The 15,871-nt window shown below is 70.8% G+C and carries 12 protein-coding genes and 1 pseudogene; 6 read left to right on the top strand and 7 right to left on the bottom strand.

Annotated features, from left to right (window positions below):
• Position 1: 1 nt before the first annotated feature.
• Positions 2–1,831 carry a M48 family metallopeptidase gene (locus ACFY36_RS46560; RefSeq protein WP_499752357.1) on the bottom strand — a complete coding sequence of 610 codons (1,830 nt, stop codon included), beginning with the start codon at positions 1,829–1,831 and terminating at the stop codon, positions 2–4.
• Between the two features lie 43 nt (positions 1,832–1,874).
• Positions 1,875–2,306 (bottom strand): universal stress protein, encoded by a 432-nt coding sequence (locus ACFY36_RS46555; RefSeq protein ID WP_499752356.1) that lies wholly within the window; start codon positions 2,304–2,306, stop codon positions 1,875–1,877.
• Positions 2,307–2,476: 170 nt separating this feature from the next.
• On the opposite strand from ACFY36_RS46555, the gene ACFY36_RS46550 reads away from it, so the two are divergent.
• The gene (locus ACFY36_RS46550) at positions 2,477–4,372 is read left to right on the top strand and encodes an MFS transporter (protein WP_499752355.1); all 1,896 of its coding nucleotides are present in this window, start codon (positions 2,477–2,479) and stop codon (positions 4,370–4,372) included.
• Here ACFY36_RS46550 and ACFY36_RS46545 read toward each other — a convergent pair.
• Both ACFY36_RS46545 and ACFY36_RS46540 read right to left on the bottom strand, forming a co-directional pair.
• Positions 4,282–6,264, bottom strand: coding sequence for a putative bifunctional diguanylate cyclase/phosphodiesterase (locus ACFY36_RS46545; RefSeq protein ID WP_499752354.1), 1,983 nt, complete (start codon positions 6,262–6,264; stop codon positions 4,282–4,284). The two genes, ACFY36_RS46550 and ACFY36_RS46545, sit on opposite strands and share 91 nt — an antisense overlap.
• Positions 6,261–7,058 carry an SAM-dependent methyltransferase gene (locus ACFY36_RS46540; RefSeq protein WP_499752353.1) on the bottom strand — a complete coding sequence of 266 codons (798 nt, stop codon included), beginning with the start codon at positions 7,056–7,058 and terminating at the stop codon, positions 6,261–6,263. Before ACFY36_RS46540 ends, ACFY36_RS46545 begins: the two co-directional genes overlap by 4 nt.
• 254 nt (positions 7,059–7,312) lie before the next feature.
• Here ACFY36_RS46540 and ACFY36_RS46535 point away from each other — a divergent pair.
• A pseudogene (locus ACFY36_RS46535) lies at positions 7,313–7,537 on the top strand (hypothetical protein); the annotation flags it as partial.
• A 58-nt stretch (positions 7,538–7,595) separates the two neighbouring features.
• Positions 7,596–8,084 carry a GNAT family N-acetyltransferase gene (locus tag ACFY36_RS46530; protein ID WP_499752352.1) on the top strand — a complete coding sequence of 163 codons (489 nt, stop codon included), beginning with the start codon at positions 7,596–7,598 and terminating at the stop codon, positions 8,082–8,084.
• Here ACFY36_RS46530 and ACFY36_RS46525 read toward each other — a convergent pair.
• On the bottom strand, positions 8,081–9,265 hold the full coding sequence (locus tag ACFY36_RS46525; protein ID WP_499752351.1) for an MFS transporter: 1,185 nt from the start codon (positions 9,263–9,265) through the stop codon (positions 8,081–8,083). The genes ACFY36_RS46530 and ACFY36_RS46525 overlap by 4 nt on opposite strands.
• 28 nt (positions 9,266–9,293) lie before the next feature.
• Between ACFY36_RS46525 and ACFY36_RS46520 the strand changes: the two genes are divergently transcribed.
• Together ACFY36_RS46520 and ACFY36_RS46515 are read left to right on the top strand one after the other, a co-directional pair.
• Positions 9,294–10,676, top strand: coding sequence for a S28 family serine protease (locus tag ACFY36_RS46520; protein WP_499752350.1), 1,383 nt, complete (start codon positions 9,294–9,296; stop codon positions 10,674–10,676).
• 701 nt (positions 10,677–11,377) lie between these two features.
• Positions 11,378–12,514, top strand: a complete 1,137-nt coding sequence (locus ACFY36_RS46515; protein WP_499752349.1) for a LacI family DNA-binding transcriptional regulator — start codon at positions 11,378–11,380, stop codon at positions 12,512–12,514.
• Between the two features lie 228 nt (positions 12,515–12,742).
• On the opposite strand, the gene ACFY36_RS46510 is transcribed toward ACFY36_RS46515, so the two are convergent.
• Together ACFY36_RS46510 and ACFY36_RS46505 are read right to left on the bottom strand one after the other, a co-directional pair.
• Positions 12,743–13,777, bottom strand: coding sequence for a DMT family transporter (locus tag ACFY36_RS46510; RefSeq protein ID WP_499752348.1), 1,035 nt, complete (start codon positions 13,775–13,777; stop codon positions 12,743–12,745).
• A gap of 187 nt (positions 13,778–13,964) precedes the next feature.
• Positions 13,965–14,588: a GntR family transcriptional regulator gene (locus tag ACFY36_RS46505; RefSeq protein ID WP_499752347.1), complete on the bottom strand. Its 624-nt coding sequence runs from the start codon at positions 14,586–14,588 to the stop codon at positions 13,965–13,967.
• A gap of 55 nt (positions 14,589–14,643) precedes the next feature.
• Here ACFY36_RS46505 and lhgD point away from each other — a divergent pair, with 55 nt between their 5' ends.
• On the top strand, positions 14,644–15,870 hold the full coding sequence (lhgD, locus tag ACFY36_RS46500) for an L-2-hydroxyglutarate dehydrogenase (RefSeq protein ID WP_499752346.1): 1,227 nt from the start codon (positions 14,644–14,646) through the stop codon (positions 15,868–15,870).
• Position 15,871: the final 1 nt, after the last annotated feature.

The following is a 15,871-nucleotide window of genomic DNA, read 5'->3' as shown; positions in this document are numbered from 1 at the left end:
TTCAGCTGAAGCGGCGCAGGATCTCGGTGAGGGTGTCGCGGCTGTCCCCGATCGTGTCGCCCGACCAGCGCTCCTTCAGCACCAGGGTGCCCCCGCCGTGCAAGGTCAGCTCGGCGTTGAGCGGCACCGCCTTGAGGATCGTGGCCTTGGTGACCTCCTCGAACGGCACGTAGCGATAGGTCCGGGCCAGCTCGGCCGGGTCGTTCGAGGACAGCATCCGGGCGATGCGCTGATCGCCCTCGTCGGTGCTCTTGGGCGCCGGCACCAGGATGAGGCCCTGGTTGAGCAGGATCAGGTCGATCTCCTGATCGCCCACGCGGACGTTGGCCATCGCGCCGATCACGTCGGCCCCGGCGCCGGTGGCCCGGGTCTCGACGACCCGGGCCGCCTCGACGTGGACGCCCAGCTGGGCCATCCGCGCGCGGGCCTCGCCGAGCGTCTCGGGCGAGACGGCCAGCTTGGCGATCTCGGAGTAGTCGACCGGCACGCCGGTGCTGTGCACGACCCGGGCCGGCGAGGACCACGAGTGTTCCCAGCGGGCCTGGCCGCTGCGCACGGCGGCCAGCGCGATCAGGTTCTCCATGATGTCGGCGAACTCGGTGACCGGGTCGGGCGACTCGGGCAGGAACTCGGCCGCCAGCTCGCGCAGGCGCCCCTGCGCGACCAGCTCGAACAGCTCGGGCAGCCCGGCCTCGGGGATGCCGGAGAGGCGGGACAGCGAGCGGAACACCCGGTCGGCGCGGTGCTGCATGACCAGGGTCATCGACGCCGCGGTGAAGTCGGGCCAGGGCAGCACGGTCCGGGCGCCGAAGTCGACGACCTCGCGCTGCAACGCCAGGCCGGCCTGGGTGAGCTGCGGGACGAGGGCGCCGGCGGGGCGGTCGTCGGCCGGGTGCTGCACGGGCGGGAGCGCGCGCATCGCGGCGATCCGCTCCCCCGCCGACGGGTGGGTGTCCCAGCGCGAGGTGCGGCTCTCGGGCTCCTCGTCGCGCAGTTTGGCCAGCTCCCGCGTACGCGCGGCGTACAGGTGGCCGAAGCCGCCGAACACGTCGTCGGGCGCGTACCCGAGCTCCCAGCCGTACGAGATGTAGTTGTTGAAGTAGAAGTTCCAGGCGGCGCCGACGACGGGCAGTTCCCGCATCGGGGAGGTCGCGGCGGCGAGACCGGCCACGCGCACCGAGACCTGGTCCGCCTCCAGCTCCTGCCGCCGGGTCACCGCGTTGCTGACCAGCAGATAGAGGCGGCCGTACGCCTTGAAGACCCACCCGAAGACGTTGAACGGCCCGAGGCGCCGGAGGGTCTCGTGCAGGGCGGTCCGGCCTCGATAGGTGATGGCGGCCAGGCGCGTGTGCGACCCCGAGTAGTGGCCGAGCTCGTGCGCGATCACCGAGCGGAGCTGGTCGACGGTGAAGGTCTGCAGCAGCGGGATGCCCAGGTAGAGGCGGCGCACCCCGGCGGCCAGGCCGAGCAGCCGGGCGTCCTCGGTGACGGCCGCGTTCACCTCGGGGATGAGCCGGATCTCGTCGGGGGCGCGGGTGCCGGCCGCGGCCGCCATGTCGTGCACGAGCCGCCACAGGTCGGGCGCCTGCTGCGGGGTGACGAGCAGGCCCTCGGGCTCGCCCGGCTTGGCGAACAGCGCCTTGCCGAGACCGACCACGACCGCGCCGACACCGATGATCACGAGCCAGCTCAGCTTGGCCGCGCCGTAGCCGTGCAGGTGGCCCCAGATCTCGTACAGCAGGAGACCGGCCGCCGCGAGCTGGATCAGGCCCAGCACATAAAAGCCGACCAGCATGGCGACCGACAGAGCGGCCCGCGACGCAGTGGACACGATCGATCTTCCTCCCCGTGAAAGTGGAAGGAAGATACACCGCTCAGCGGACCACCGTCACCGGGCATTTCGCGTACGAGGCGACGTGCTGGCTGACCGAGCCGAGCACGAGCCCGGCGAAACCGCCGTGGCCGCGGTGCCCGACGACGAGCAGGTCGGCCGAGGCGGACTCGTCGATCAGGACCTTGGCCGGGCGTCCCTGTTTGACGTGCGGGCGGACCAGGACGGGCGGTTCGTCGCCGAGCTCCTCCCGGATGACCTGGACGAGATCGTCCGAGGTGCGCTGGGTGGGCTCCGGGACGTACCGCTCGGAGACGCTGACGCTGCCGGCCGGTGGCAGCAGGGTGTGCTCCCAGACGTTGACCACGACCAGGTCGGCGCCGTGGTCGGCGGCCTCGGCGGCGGCCCAGGTCAGCGCCTTGCGGCTGCCGGGTGATCCGTCGACGCCGACGACGACGGTCTTCCATGCGCTCATCACCGTCACCTCCGAACGTCATTACAAGTCCGGCCGGGACGACGGGTCAACGGCGCCCGTCGATTCAAACCCCTGCCGAACGCACCGACACTCCGAGTTGCGACCCATGCACACCCGGTTTAGCTTCGGCCAAGGAGTGTGATGTGGATCACTCGGCAAGAAGGTGAACTATGACCACTACGACGTCGGGCACCGTCGAGCAGGCCCCGTCCGCGGAGCGACGGCCGCTGATGACGGGCCCCGCCCTGCTGATGATGAACCTCGGGTTCTTCGGGGTGCAGTTCAGCTTCGGGCTCACCCAGTCGGCGGTGAACCCCCTGTTCCTGCTGATCGGAGCGGACCCCGAACAGCTGCCGATCCTCAACCTGGCCGGCCCGGTCACCGGCCTGATCATCCAGCCGCTGATCGGCGCCATCAGCGACCGGACGTGGCATCCGAGGTGGGGTCGGCGACGGCCGTTCATCGTGTCCGGCGCCCTCCTCTGCGCGGTCATCCTGTTCCTGTTCCCGTTCGTCGGCGTCCTCTGGCTCGGCGTGATCTGCTTCTGGCTGCTCGACGCCGGCAACAACACCTCGATGGAGCCGTACCGGGCCTTCATCTCCGACCGGTTGCCGAAGTCGCAGCTGGCCCGCGGCTTCCTGACCCAGAGCATGTTCACCGGGGCCGGCGCCGTGCTGGCCAACCTGTCGCTGTTCGCGCTGCAGAAGGTGGAGCCGTTGCAGGGCACGGCCGGCAACGGGGTGCCGTACTGGATGTTCGCGTGCTTCATGATCGGCACGTTCTGCATCCTGCTGACCGTGCTGACGGCGATGGCCCGTACGAGGGAACTGAAGCCCTCGGACGAGGAGCTGGCCGAGATGCGCGAGGCCCCGAAGGGCCTCGGGCCGGCGGTCCGGGAGATCGCCGACGCCGTACGGGTGATGCCGGTGGCCATGCACAAGATCGGCGTGGTCTTCGCGTTCCAGTGGTACGCCATGTTCATTTACTGGCAGTTCCTGGCGGTGAGCCTCGGCGAGACGGTGTTCGGGGCCGATCCGGAGACCGGCGGGCAGGCCTGGGACGACGCGATCGCCTGGAGCGGCCTGGCCAACGGCGCCTACAACTTCGTCACCATGATCTCGGCGCTGTTCCTGGTCGGCTTCGCGCAGCGGATGGGGGCCAAGCGGGTCCACGCGATCGCGCTCGGGCTGGCCGCCCTCTCGCTGGTCTGGCTGGCCCGCATCGACAACCAGTGGGTCACGCTGATCCCGATGATCGGGGTCGGCATCTTCTGGGCGAGCGCGGTCGGCGTGCCGTACCTGATGGTGGCCAGCATGGTCCCGGCCAAGCGGACCGGCGTCTACATGGGCATCCTGAACATGATGATCGTGGTGCCGATGCTGATCCAGACGGTCACCTTCGGCTGGATCTACGAGCACTGGCTGGACGGCAAGGGCTCGAACGCGATCACCCTGGCCGGCGTGCTGCTGGGCATCGGCGCGATCGCCATGCTCTGGGTCAATCCGCCCAGCGAGGCCGACGAATCGCCGATCGTCCCGCTCGGCGGCAAGCGCAGCATCAGCGTGTACGACCGGGTGGTGGTCGGCTCGGACGGCACGGCGACCAGCCTGTACGCGGTGGACCGGGCGGCCGAGGTGGCCCAGGCCGCGCAGGCCCGGCTGATCGTGGTGACCGCCTATCGCACCGGCGACGCGACCCCGGCCGCCGAGGGTGTGCACCGCGATCTGTACGGCGCTTCCGTGGCGCGCGAGGCCTTGGACAAGTCGGTCACCGGGCTGACCCGGGAACGCGCCCGCTACATCGAGCAGCGCCTGGTCGAGGGCGATCCGGCCCAGGCCCTGCTGGACACGGTGGGCAACAACCCGGCCAACCTGATCGTGGTCGGCAACCGCGGGCTCGGCGCCTCACAGGGCGCGCTGCTGGGCTCGGTGCCGGCCGGCGTGGTCCGCAACGCGGTCTGCGACGTGCTGGTGGTTCAGACGTCCGCGCTCGACGAGGAGAGGCTCTTCAAGAGCAGCTCGGTGACCCCCGACGAGGAGAGCGGCCGCGAGAACAGCCAGCCCTGACCGGTGTCGCAGCCGAGCCGGCGCAGCGCGGCCTCCTGCGGCGTGGTCTCGACGGCCTCGGCCGTGACGCTGATGCCGATGGCGTGGGCGAGCTTGATGATCGTCTCGACGATCCGCTCGTCCACGCTGTCGCTCTCGCCGTCGCGTTCCCTCAGGCCCTCGACGAACGGACCGGCCAGCTTGAGCACGTGCACAGGCAGACGGCGAAGATAGGCCAGATTCGAATATCCGGTCCCGAAGTCGTCGATCGCGATGCGGATGCCCCGCTCGGCCAGGCCGTTGAGCGCGGCCGTCCCGCCCGGGTCCATCACCGCGCTTTCCGTCAATTCCAGAACCAGAAGAGCCGGGTCCCATCCCGTACGCATGAGAATGCCGTCGACATCGGCCAGCAACCCCGGGTCGTGCGCCTGCGAGACGGTCATGTTGACGCTCATGGCCACCCGCCGGTCGGGGAATTCCTTCGCCCATTCGGCGGCCCGCGCGCACGCCTCCTCGAGGACCCAGCGGCCCAGCGGCAGAATGACGCCGGTCTCCTCGGCCAGCGGGATGAAGGCGTCCGGGCTCAGCCTTCCGAGCCGCGGGTGGTCCCAGCGCACCAGCGCCTCGACCCCGCGCAGCTCCCGGTCCCGCATCGAGACCAGCGGCTGGTAGACCAGCGTGAACTCGCGGCGGTCGAGCGCGTCCGGCATCTCCGCGGCCAGCGCGTACCGGGCGGCCTGACGGGCGTCGCGCTCCGAGTCGTACATGACGTAGCGGCCGCGCCCGTCCGACTTGGCGGCGTACAGGGTCAGGTCGGCCGCCTTCATCAGCTCCTGCGGGCTGGTCGCGGCGACCTCGCTCTCGACGACGCCGATGCTGGCCGAGATGCGCAGGCGGTGCTTCCTGATGACGTACGGCCGGGAAAGCTCCTGAAGAAGACTCTCGGCGAGCCTGCGCATGTCCTGAGGGTCCTCGACGAGGACGACGAATTCGTCGCCGCCCATCCGCCCGGCGACGTGGTTCGTGCTCCGTTCGAGGCGTGTCGCCACGGCGGCCAGCAGTTCGTCGCCCACCTGATGGCCGAGCGTGTCGTTGATTCTCTTGAAACCGTCGAGATCGAGGTAGCAGATGCCGACACTCGCGCTGTCGCGGAAGATCCGGACCAGGTCGGAGGCGATTTTCGTACGGTTGGGAAGGCCCGTCAAAGGGTCGTGCGTGGCCTGATGCTCGAGTCTTTTCTTGAGCCGCCGCCGGTCGGTGATGTCCTGCACCATCGCGATCGTGAACTCGGGGGCGCCGTCGTCGTCGCGGATCAGCGAGACGGTCAGGTCGGTCCAGATCTCGCCGCCGTCCTTGCGGTAGTAGGCCTTCTCCATCCGGACGTGGTCGACGTCGCCGTTGATGACCCCCTCGTACATGCGCCACATGTCGTGCGGGTCCTCGGGATGGGTCAGCCCCGGCACGAGCAGGTGGCACATCTCGTCCCGGGTGTAGCCCAGCAGGTCGGCGAAGGCCTGGTTGACCTGCACGATCCGGCCGTCCATGGCGCTCACGCCGATGCCGATGGCCGCGTTGTCGAAGACCGCCCGCAGGCGCGCCTCGCTCGCCCGCAGGGCCCGCAGCACCGCCTGGTTGAGCTCCTCCTGGTCGGCCATGGTGGCGGCCCGGATCGCCTGCGCGTACCCGGCCGCCACCCGGGCCGCCACCTTCTCGTCGCCGATCACCTCGACGGTGGCGGCCAGCATCGCCGGGTCGGTCAGGTGGGCCTCGACCAGGGCCGCGCCCACCGCCTCACCGTCGCCTGCTCTGAGCCGCGCGGCGAGACCGGACAGCAGCTCGTCCAGCTGCCCGGCGTCCAGCGGCACGAATCCGGCCGCGACGAGCTGCTGGCGCCACAGCTCGACGAAGCTCATTTCTTCTTTCCGACTCCCGCGTACGCGCCGATGCGCTCCGGGTGCTCGCCGGCGGGATCCTGCGGGTCGGGCCGCCACAGCGGTATGAAGACCAGGCCCGGCTCGGCCAGCTCGAACCCGTCGAAGTACGCCTCGATCTCACCGGCCGTCCGCAGCGTGATCTCGGTGGCGGTGCGCCCCGACAACCGCTGGGCCTCGATCACCTCGGCCGGCTGCCCGTCGGCGGTCGCGTGCGAGATGAGCAGATAGCTGCCCGGGGTGACGGCCTCGCGCAGGGCCGCGACCGTGGCGGCGGGGTCGTCGCTGTCCGGGATGAAGTGCACGACCCCCGCGAGCAGGACGGCGACCGGCTCGTCGAAGTCGAGGAGCTTGCCCGCCTCGGCCAGGATCCGCTCGACGTCGCGGGCGTCGGCCAGGATCACCGCGGTGTTGGGCGTACCCCCGAGAATGGCCCGGCTGTGCTCGACGGCCACCGGGTCCACGTCCACGTAAACGATCTTGGAGTCGGCGGCCGCCTCGAGGGCGATCTCGTGCACGTTGCCGGCCGTCGGAATGCCCGACCCGATGTCGAGGAACTGCCGCACTCCCCGCGCCACCAGGAACCGTACGGCCCGGCGCAGGAAGACCCGGTTGGACCGCATCGTCTCGGCGATGTTCGGCGTCATCGCCTCGATCTGTTCGGCCAGCTGCCGGTCCACGGCGAAGTTGTGCGCCCCGCCCAGAAAATAGTCGTAAACCCGCGCCGCCGACGGCCGGCTCACGTCGACGCCCGCCGGAACCCAGTCTTCCGCCACCTTGACCCCCCAGTCTCAAGAACCACAACTGTCTATCGAATGGGAATCGCCGGTGCAACCATCTTCAGGTGCCACACAGAAAGAGCTGACAGGCTGATTCGCGATGACCGCCTCCGCCGCCCGCCGCACCCGGCTCGTTCTGCCCCGGCTCGCGCTGGCCTGCGTGGCGGTCTGCCTGGCCCTCTTCGCCTGGCTGCACGCCCCCCTTAAGCGGAGTAAACGCCACCTGCGAGCTCGACTGGCCGACCCGCACGATCAGCCAGTACGCCCTGCTCACGCACGGCTGGGCCTTCGACGTGGCCACCCTCCTGCTGGCCGCCGCCTCGATCGCGGTCCTGGCCGCCCTGATCCCGTTCCGCCTGATCGGGCCGTCCTCGGTCACGGCCATCGGCCTGGCCCTGTGGACGGCGGGCCTGATCGGCGTGGTCGTCTTGGAGAAGCACAACTGGGCCGCCGGCCCGTCAGTCAGCGGCGACATCCACCGGGCCGCCAGCCTGCTGGCCTTCCTGAGCCTGCCCGGCTCTAAACTCCGGACTGATGAGCGAGGTCTCCCTGCGCCCGATGCGGGCCACCGACGCCGGGGCCGTGCTGGCCATCTATCAGACCGGGCTGGACGGCGGCGACGCCAGCTTCGAGACGACAGCGCCCTCGTGGGAGGCGTTCGACGCCGGGCGGCTCGCCGCACACCGGCTGGTGGCGGCCGGGCCCTCCGTTCTGGGCTGGGTGGCCGTCTCGCCGGTTTCGAGCCGGCCGGTGTACGCCGGCGTGGTCGAGCACTCCATCTACGTCGATCCGGCGGCGCGCGGCCGGGGCGTCGGCCGGGCCCTGCTGCACGCGCTCATCGACTCCACCGAGCGGGCCGGCATCTGGACCATCCAGTCGGGCATCTTCCCCGAGAACACCGCCAGCCTCGCCCTGCACCAGGCGGCGGGCTTCCGCACGGTCGGCGTCCGCGAGCGCCTGGGCCGCCACGGCGACCGCTGGCGCGACGTCATCCTCCTTGAACGCCGCAGCCCTCTCTTCTAGGCCTTCCACGGCAACAGCGCCACACCCCCGATCAAGATCGCTGCGAGTACGGCCAGGGCCGTCCGGACCGAGGTGGCGGCGGCCAGAGCGCCCGCCGCCGCGATGACGACCGGCTGCACGACCTTGTTCGCCACCGACCACGACATCACCACGCGTGCCATGTGGCCGTCGCCGGTGGCGTTCATCCGGTAGGTCGCGAACGTCGGGCTGAACATGCCCGCGAAGAACACCATCAGCGTCTCCGACGCCACGACCAGCACCAGCCCGCCCGTCGACGCGGTGGCCAGCGGCATCAGACCCATCCACAGGTTGCGCCCGGCGCCGGCCACCAGCAGCACCCGGTGCTCGCCGATCCGCCGCCGCAACGGCTTCACCACCAGCGACCCGGCGATGCCGGCCACGCTCGCGATCCCGGCGATCAGCCCGTACTGCCAGGCCGGGAAACCCAGGTCCCGCAGGACGAAGACCGCCAGCAGGGGCACGGAGGCGAGCACACACCCACCGAAGATCATCGAGTTCCAGAACAGCACGGCCAGTCCCCGGTGCGCGAAGATGTGCCGCCAGCCTCCGGCGAGATCCCTTTTCTCCCGTACGGGTGGTGGCGGCTCCGGCACGCGCATCCCCCGCAGCAGCAGCGCGGACACGAGGAAACTGACCGCGTCCACCACCATCGTCGCCGTGGCCCCGAGCCACGAGATGAGCACTCCCCCGGCCGCCGGCCCGGCCGCGTTGGCCGTCCACAGTGTCGTCTCGAACCGGCCGTTGGCCTCGGCCCGGTGCGCCGCCGGCACGAGGTTGCGCAGTTGCGCCACCCCGGCCGCGTCGAAGGCCAGCCGGGCCACCATCTGCACGACCGCCACCACGCACAGGTGCCAGTAGGTCAGCACGCCGAGCAGGGCCGCCGCCGGCACCGAGCCGACGGCCACGACCCGTACGAGATCGGCCGTGACCATCACCGGCAGCTTGCGCCGATGCTCGATCCAGGGCCCGAGCGGCAGGGCGGCCACCGCGCTGACCACCCCGGCCAGCACGGTCAGGAGCGACACCTGGAAGTCGGAGGCGCCCAGCACCAGCACCGCCACGACGGGCAGGGCGGTGTAGCCGAAGGCGCTGCCGAACTCGCTCGCGCCGAAGGCGGCCCACCGCCGCCGGAAGTCCCGCCGCCACACTCCCTTTTGCATATCACGGTTCGTCGATATGGTCGGACGCGTGAGACTACGCATCGTCGCTGCCCTCGCGTCCCTGCTCGTCGTTCTCTCCCCGGCCGGCGTCGCCCGCGCGGCCGACGATCCGCTGCTCGACCAGCTGACCGCGATCCCCGGCCTCACCGTGGTCTCGCAGACGCAGGGCACGGGCTACCGGTTCTTCGTGTTGACGTACCGCCAGCCGGCCGACCACCGCCACCCCCAGCAGGGCAGTTACGAGCAGCGCCTCACGCTGCTGCACCGCTCGGCCGACAGCCCGGTCGTGCTGTCGACGAGCGGCTACGGCCTGGCCGCCGCCCCGCGCCCGTCGCAGACGGAGCCGACGGCGCTGTTGAACGCCAACCAGGTGTCGGTCGAGCACCGTTTCTTCACCCCGTCCCGGCCCGCGCCGGCCGACTGGTCCGACCTGAACATCTGGCAGGAGGCGAGCGACGAGCACCGTATCGTGACCGCCTTCAAGACCGTCTACGACACCAAGTGGATCCAGACCGGCGGCAGCAAGGGCGGCATGACGTCGGTCTACCACCGGCGCTTCTACCCGAACGACGTCGACGGCGTCGTCGCGTACGTGGCCCCCAACGACGTCATCAACCCCGCCGACACGGCCTACGACAAGTTCTTCGACACCGTGGGTACGCCCGGGTGCCGCACCGCCCTGGACAACGTGCAGGCCGAGGCACTGCGCCGCCGGGCGAGTCTGGTCGACCGCCTCCAGACCGACGCGGCCGCGAACGGCTGGACGTTCACCCGCACGATCGGCACGGCCGACCGTTCCTTCGAGATGACCGTCCTCGACTCGGTGTGGGCGTTCTGGCAGTACAGCGCCGAGGCCGACTGCGCAACCGTCCCAACAGCGGCCACGGCCACGGACGAGCAGTTGTACGACTGGATCGACGGCGTGGCCGGGTGGAGCTTCTACACGGACCAGGCCTTGGAGTACTACTGGCCGTACTACTACCAGGCGGCCACCCAGCTCGGCTGGCCGAGCCTGCGCTTCGAACACCTGAGGGGCTTGCGCAACTACCCGGGCCTGTACACGGCGAACTCCTCACTGCCGAAGGAGCTGCGCCGCCCCCACAACCCGCTGCCGATGATCGACGTAGACCTGTGGGTCCGCACAAGCGCACAGAGGATGCTGTTCATCTACGGCGAGAACGACCCGTGGGGAGCGGAACGCTTCACCCCGAGCCGCCGCGACTCGTCCCTGTACGTGGCACCGGGCGCCAACCACGGCGCGAACATCGCCCGCTTGAAGCCGGAGGACGCCGCCGCGGCCACCGCAACGCTCCGCCGGTGGGCGGGCGTCCCGGCAACTCCGGCCACCACGGCCCAGCTGTCGGCGCCGTTGCCGCTGGACGACATGCTGCCGGACCGCCACCGCTTCTAGAGCGCGAGGTCAGTGACCACACGCGTGGCTGTGTGATAGCTCCGGGCCGCCACGAAATGCCCCGCGGCCCGGGGCAGGTCAGCAAGCGCGCCCATCACGGCATCATGCTGGTCAGCCCGCACCCGAAGAGCAAGGCTGACGTGCGGAACCCACTCCTCGGGAGGAGGCCACGCCCCCGGCAGAGAAGCCCAGACCAGCCCATGCAGTTCCCGAAGCGCGTCCGTGGGCCGCACTTCCCACACCGCGGCCCGCCCAAGAAACGTGACCACCCCAAGCTCAGCCACAAGCGGCAGCCGCCCCGCCACAAGCTCCACCAGCCCAGCCGGCGCCTGCCCCGTCGTCCCCGCTCCGACGTGCCCCACCGGCCCGGCCAGCCCCACCGGCCCCACCGGCCCCGCTGGTCCCCCCGGTCCCACCGGCCCCACCGGCCCCACCGGCCCCACCGGCCCCACCGGCCCCACCGGCCCCACCAATGATTCCGCCGTGGCCACCGTCAGATGCGGCCGATTACTTACGTGCCCGTGCGTGGCCAAGCTCGGCAACCCAGCTTCCCGCAGAGTCAGCCACTTCTGCCGCACGAGCGACTCGAGCCCCGGGTCAAGCAGCAGCTCAACGGTATGCACACGACACCTGTACCCGCCTCGCCTTTCCGCACGCTTCAGTGCACGATTGTGCGTGCTTGTGCACTCTCGAACACGAGCGTGCACGGCTTCCGCACGCCCGAGTTCGCGGCCTCGATCGAGGCCAAGATCCGCACCCCGGTCGAGGACCTGATCGCGCGCCCTTCCGCGCGGGGCGTTAATGGGGCGGCCCTCTTGATCGGCTGGACCTATAGTTGGCCGATGCCGCAGGGGAGGCCGACGCTGGCCGATGTCGCCCGCCGGGCCGGAGTCTCCAAGGCGGCGGTCTCGCGAGTGATCAACGACGCGCCCGGCGTGGCGCCGCAGACGCGTGAACACGTACGGCAGGTCATCGCAGCCCTGGGTTTCCGTCCCGATCCGGTGGCGCGGGCGCTCGCCTCGGGACACGGCGAAGTGATCGAGCTCGTCGTCGTGGACGAGCCGTCCATCTTCGGGTCCAGCCCGTACTACGGCCGGGTCACCGCCGGCTTCCTCCAGGAGCTGGCCGGCGGCAACGCGCAGCTGCGGGTGCACGTGGTCGACGAGGCCGGCGCGCGGGCGCTCCTGACCCGGATAGCCGACACGGTCACGCTGGGCGTGCTGCTCATCAACGTGCCGCCGGAGATCGCCGGGGAGTTCTACGCCCGCTGCGACCGGGTCGTCGCGATGAGCCCGTCGGCCCCCGGCGTCCCGTACATCGGCTTGGAGAACGCCGAAGGCGCACGCGCCGCCATCGTCCACCTGCACGAAAGCGGCCGCCGCCGCGTCGCCGCCCTGCACGGCGAGAACGGCAACGCGTGCGCCGAGGGCCGCCGCGAAGGCCACCGCCGCGCCGTGCTGGAGCTGGGCCTGCCCGACATCTCGGCCAGCGGCAAGTTCCGGCGCGAGGACGGCTACACCTTGACGCAGCGCCTGCTGGCCGAGGAGCCCGAGATCGACGCCATCTTCGTAGGCTGCGACCTGATGGCCACCGGCGCCATGCAGGCCTTGGCCGACGCGGGCCGGCGCATCCCCCAGGACGTCGCCGTGGTCGGCTTCGACGACAGCGTCATAGCGGAATGCGCCACCCCACCCATGTCCTCGGTCCACCAGCCGGTAGAGGCGATGGCCGCCGCCGCAACCCGCGCGATGGTAGCCCGCCAGCTGGCCCCCCATTGGCGCTGCGTCTTCCCCGCCGAGCTGCGGGTCCGCCAGAGCTCCCACCCCAGCACCACCTGAGCCCACCCCTTGGACCAGAGCCGGAAGCGCGCACCAGCCGCCAGCTGAACCCGCGATCGCGCGGGAGCGACCATCCACCTTCGAGAGACATGCGAGAAGGCGCCCATCAACCGCCGGAAGACATGCGCGGAGGTGCGAAGGCGACCACCAACCGCCAGTTGGCATGCGCGAACACGCGCGAACGCTCATCAACCGCCGGCAGCCGTGCGCGAACGCGCGCGACGCTCATCAACCGCCGGCAGCCGTGCGCGAACGCGCGCGAACGCCGGCAGCCGTGCGCGAACGCGCGGGCATCGTCAGGAACGCCAAACCGGCGGCGAGGACGGCCAAGCCCACCCACGACAAAGCCGACAGGCGCTCGCCCAGCAGGGCCACACCCAGCAGAGCTGCGACGGCGGCCTCGGCCAGGGACAACACCGTGGCCGTGGTCGCCGTGGTGTGCCGCAGGCCGTAGCCGAAGAGCCTGTACGCGGCGTATGTCGGCACGAGCGCGAGGTAAACCGCGACTGCCGCGCCGCGAGCCGAGAGCAGCCAGCCGGGGTCGCCCGCGAGTACGACGGGCAGGACGAGCAGGCCGGCCAGGCCGAGCATCGTGCCCATCACGGTCCCCGACGGGTGGCCGCGGGCGATGAGGTTGCCGCCGACCATGGTGTACGCCGCGTACGACAGGCCGGCGACCAGCGCCAGCACCACTCCCACGACGTCCATCCCGGCTCCGCCACCCACGAGCTCAGGTCCCAGCACGAGGACAGCACATCCGCCGATCGCCGCGACCGTGCCGATGGTCCAGCGCCGGGCCGGGCGCGCTCCTTGGATGAGCCAGGCCAGCAGGCCGGCGAAAACGGGCGCGCTGCCGAGCGTGATGACGGTCGCGACGGCCACGCCCGAGCGCGCCACCGCCGGGTAGAAGCTCAACGGATAACCGGCCACCGTGATCGCGCCGAGCAGCACCAACGGCCACTCCCGCCGAGGAAGCGGGAAGGCCAGCGGCGACGGAGCCAGCGGCGACGGAGCCGAAGAGGCCAGCGGCGACGGAAGCGGAGAGGCAGACCGAGAGACCAGCCGCAGGTCGGTCAGGAAGAGAAGCAGCCCACCCAATACCAGCCCGGCGGCGCCGATGGCGGCCGCGGGTGCGGCGGATGGGGCGAAGGACGCCGCTGTGCCGGTGGTTCCCCACAGGGTGGCGGCGGCGAGGACCGGCACAGGGCCGGCCAGCGGGTTGACGTGGTGGTCAAGGGCAGTGGGACGAGTCGTGACAGACAAGAGAGTGAACTTCCGTGTCGAATTCCGGGACAGGGCTGGATTCGTCACGGGCGCACGGAACAAGAACCCGGGCCGATGTGAGCATCGGCGGGGCCGCGGAACAGATCGTCAGCGGGTGCGCCCGGTTACGGGCGGACCGGCGGGGAGACGACGTGCCAGTACTTGTTCACGCCGCGATGCTACCCCGTCACGGACGGAGAGCGGCCATCACGTGGTCGCGCGCTCCCACAATGTGGTCGGCGATCACCCGGGCGAGGGCCATGGCCTCGCCGTCGCGCAGGGCGGCGACCATCTGCCGATGCTCCTCGTCGATGCGTTCGAGGTCGCGGCCGGAGCGGACCCACTGCCGGCTGTACGGCTCGACGAGATGCAGCAACTGATCGATGAACCGGATGGTCAGCCGACGCTCGGACAGTTCGTATATGCGCGAATGGAACTGATAGTTCAGCGCCGCGCGCGCCGCCGCGTCGGCGCCCTTGTCGTGGATCTGCTCGGCGAGGTCGCGCAACGCGTCGACGTCGCGCGGCCGGCAGCCCCGCACGATCTCCTCGGCCAGGCTGGGCTCGAGCTGGAGGCGCAGGTCGAACAGCTCGTCCACCTCGTCGCGGCTGAGCTCGGCGACCACCATGCCCCGGTTCGGCTTGTTCACCAGGAGCCCCTCGGCGGCCAGCATGTGCAGCGCCTCGCGCAGCGGGATGCGGCTCACGGCGAGGTCGGACGCGATCTTCTCCTGGACCAGGCGCGTGCCGGGCAGGAACTCGCCGCGCCGCAGGGCGGAGCGCAGCTGGTCGGCGATCGCGTCGGCACTCACCGCGGAAGCATATCGTGCATTTACTACAGGCGCTGCGTCTGTATACATTTACAGCGTGAATGTTGACGTCGCCATCATCGGAGGCGGACTGCTGGGTCTCGCCACAGCCCGCGCGCTTCTGCGCGAACGGCCGGGTCTGACTGTCACGGTACTGGAGGCCGAGGACAGCTGGGGCGCCCACCAGTCCGGGCACAACAGCAACGTCATCCACTCCGGGCTCTACTACAAGCCCGGCGGCCTCAAGGCCCGGCTGGCCCGCGCCGGCGGCGAGGCGATGATCGGCTACTGCGAGGCGAACGGCGTCCCGGTCAAGCGCACCGGCAAGCTGGTCGTGGCCACCGCGGAGCGCCAGCTCCCGCAACTCGAGATGCTGGCCGAGCGTGGCCGGGCCAACGGCGTGACCGTCGAACGCCTCGACCGGCGCGCCATCAACGAGCGCGAGCCGAACATCGCCGGCGTCGGCGCGCTCTGGGTCGCCGAGACCGCGATGACCGACTTCGGCGCTGTCGCCCGCACGCTCGCCGCGGAGCTGACCGGGCTCGGCGCCGACCTGCGCCTTCGTACACCCGCAAAGGTCTTCGAAACGCGGGGCGACCGCACGGTGATCAATGGCGAGGTGAGCGCCCGTGTCGTCGTCAACTGCGCCGGCCTGCACAGCGACAAAATCGCCGAGGCGCTCGGCGAAAGGCCGCCGGTGCGCATCATGCCTTTCCGTGGCGAGTACGCCGAGTTGCGGCCCGGCCTGCGCAACCTCGTCACGAACCCGGTCTACCCCGTGCCCGACCCGGAGCTGCCGTTCCTCGGCGTGCACGTGACCCCGATGCTCGACGGCACCGTCCACATCGGGCCGAACGCGGTGCCCGCCCTCTCCCGGCACGGATACCGTTGGCGCGACGTCGATCCGAAGATGATCCGCGAGCTGCTCGCCGACCCCGCGCTGCGGGGACTGACCAAACGCTTCTGGCGGTACGGCGTCAGCGAGATCAGCCGATCGCTCGTGTGGCCGCTGTTCGTGCGCGAGGTGCGCAAGATGGCGCCGAGCGTCAAGGGCCGCGACATGCGCCGGCACGGCAGCGGCGTGCGGGCCCAGGCCGTGACCCGCGACGGCGCCCTGGTCGACGATTTCGTCATCCAGCGCACCGAACGCGCCGTCCACGTCCTCAACGCCCCCTCCCCCGCCGCCACCTCCAGCCTGCTGATCGGCCGCCGCGTCGCCGGCGACGTCTTCGACCAGCTCGGCGACAGCGACGCTTCCCGGGCAGCGCTGGCGGAGGTGCCGTAGC

Origin of the sequence: Actinoplanes sp. NPDC000266 (assembly GCF_042899005.1) — a bacterium.
Classification (GTDB): Bacteria; Actinomycetota; Actinomycetes; order Mycobacteriales; family Micromonosporaceae; genus Actinoplanes.
Note: the sequence above shows the minus strand (reverse complement) of the source record. Positions and strands in the feature narration are given on the sequence as shown.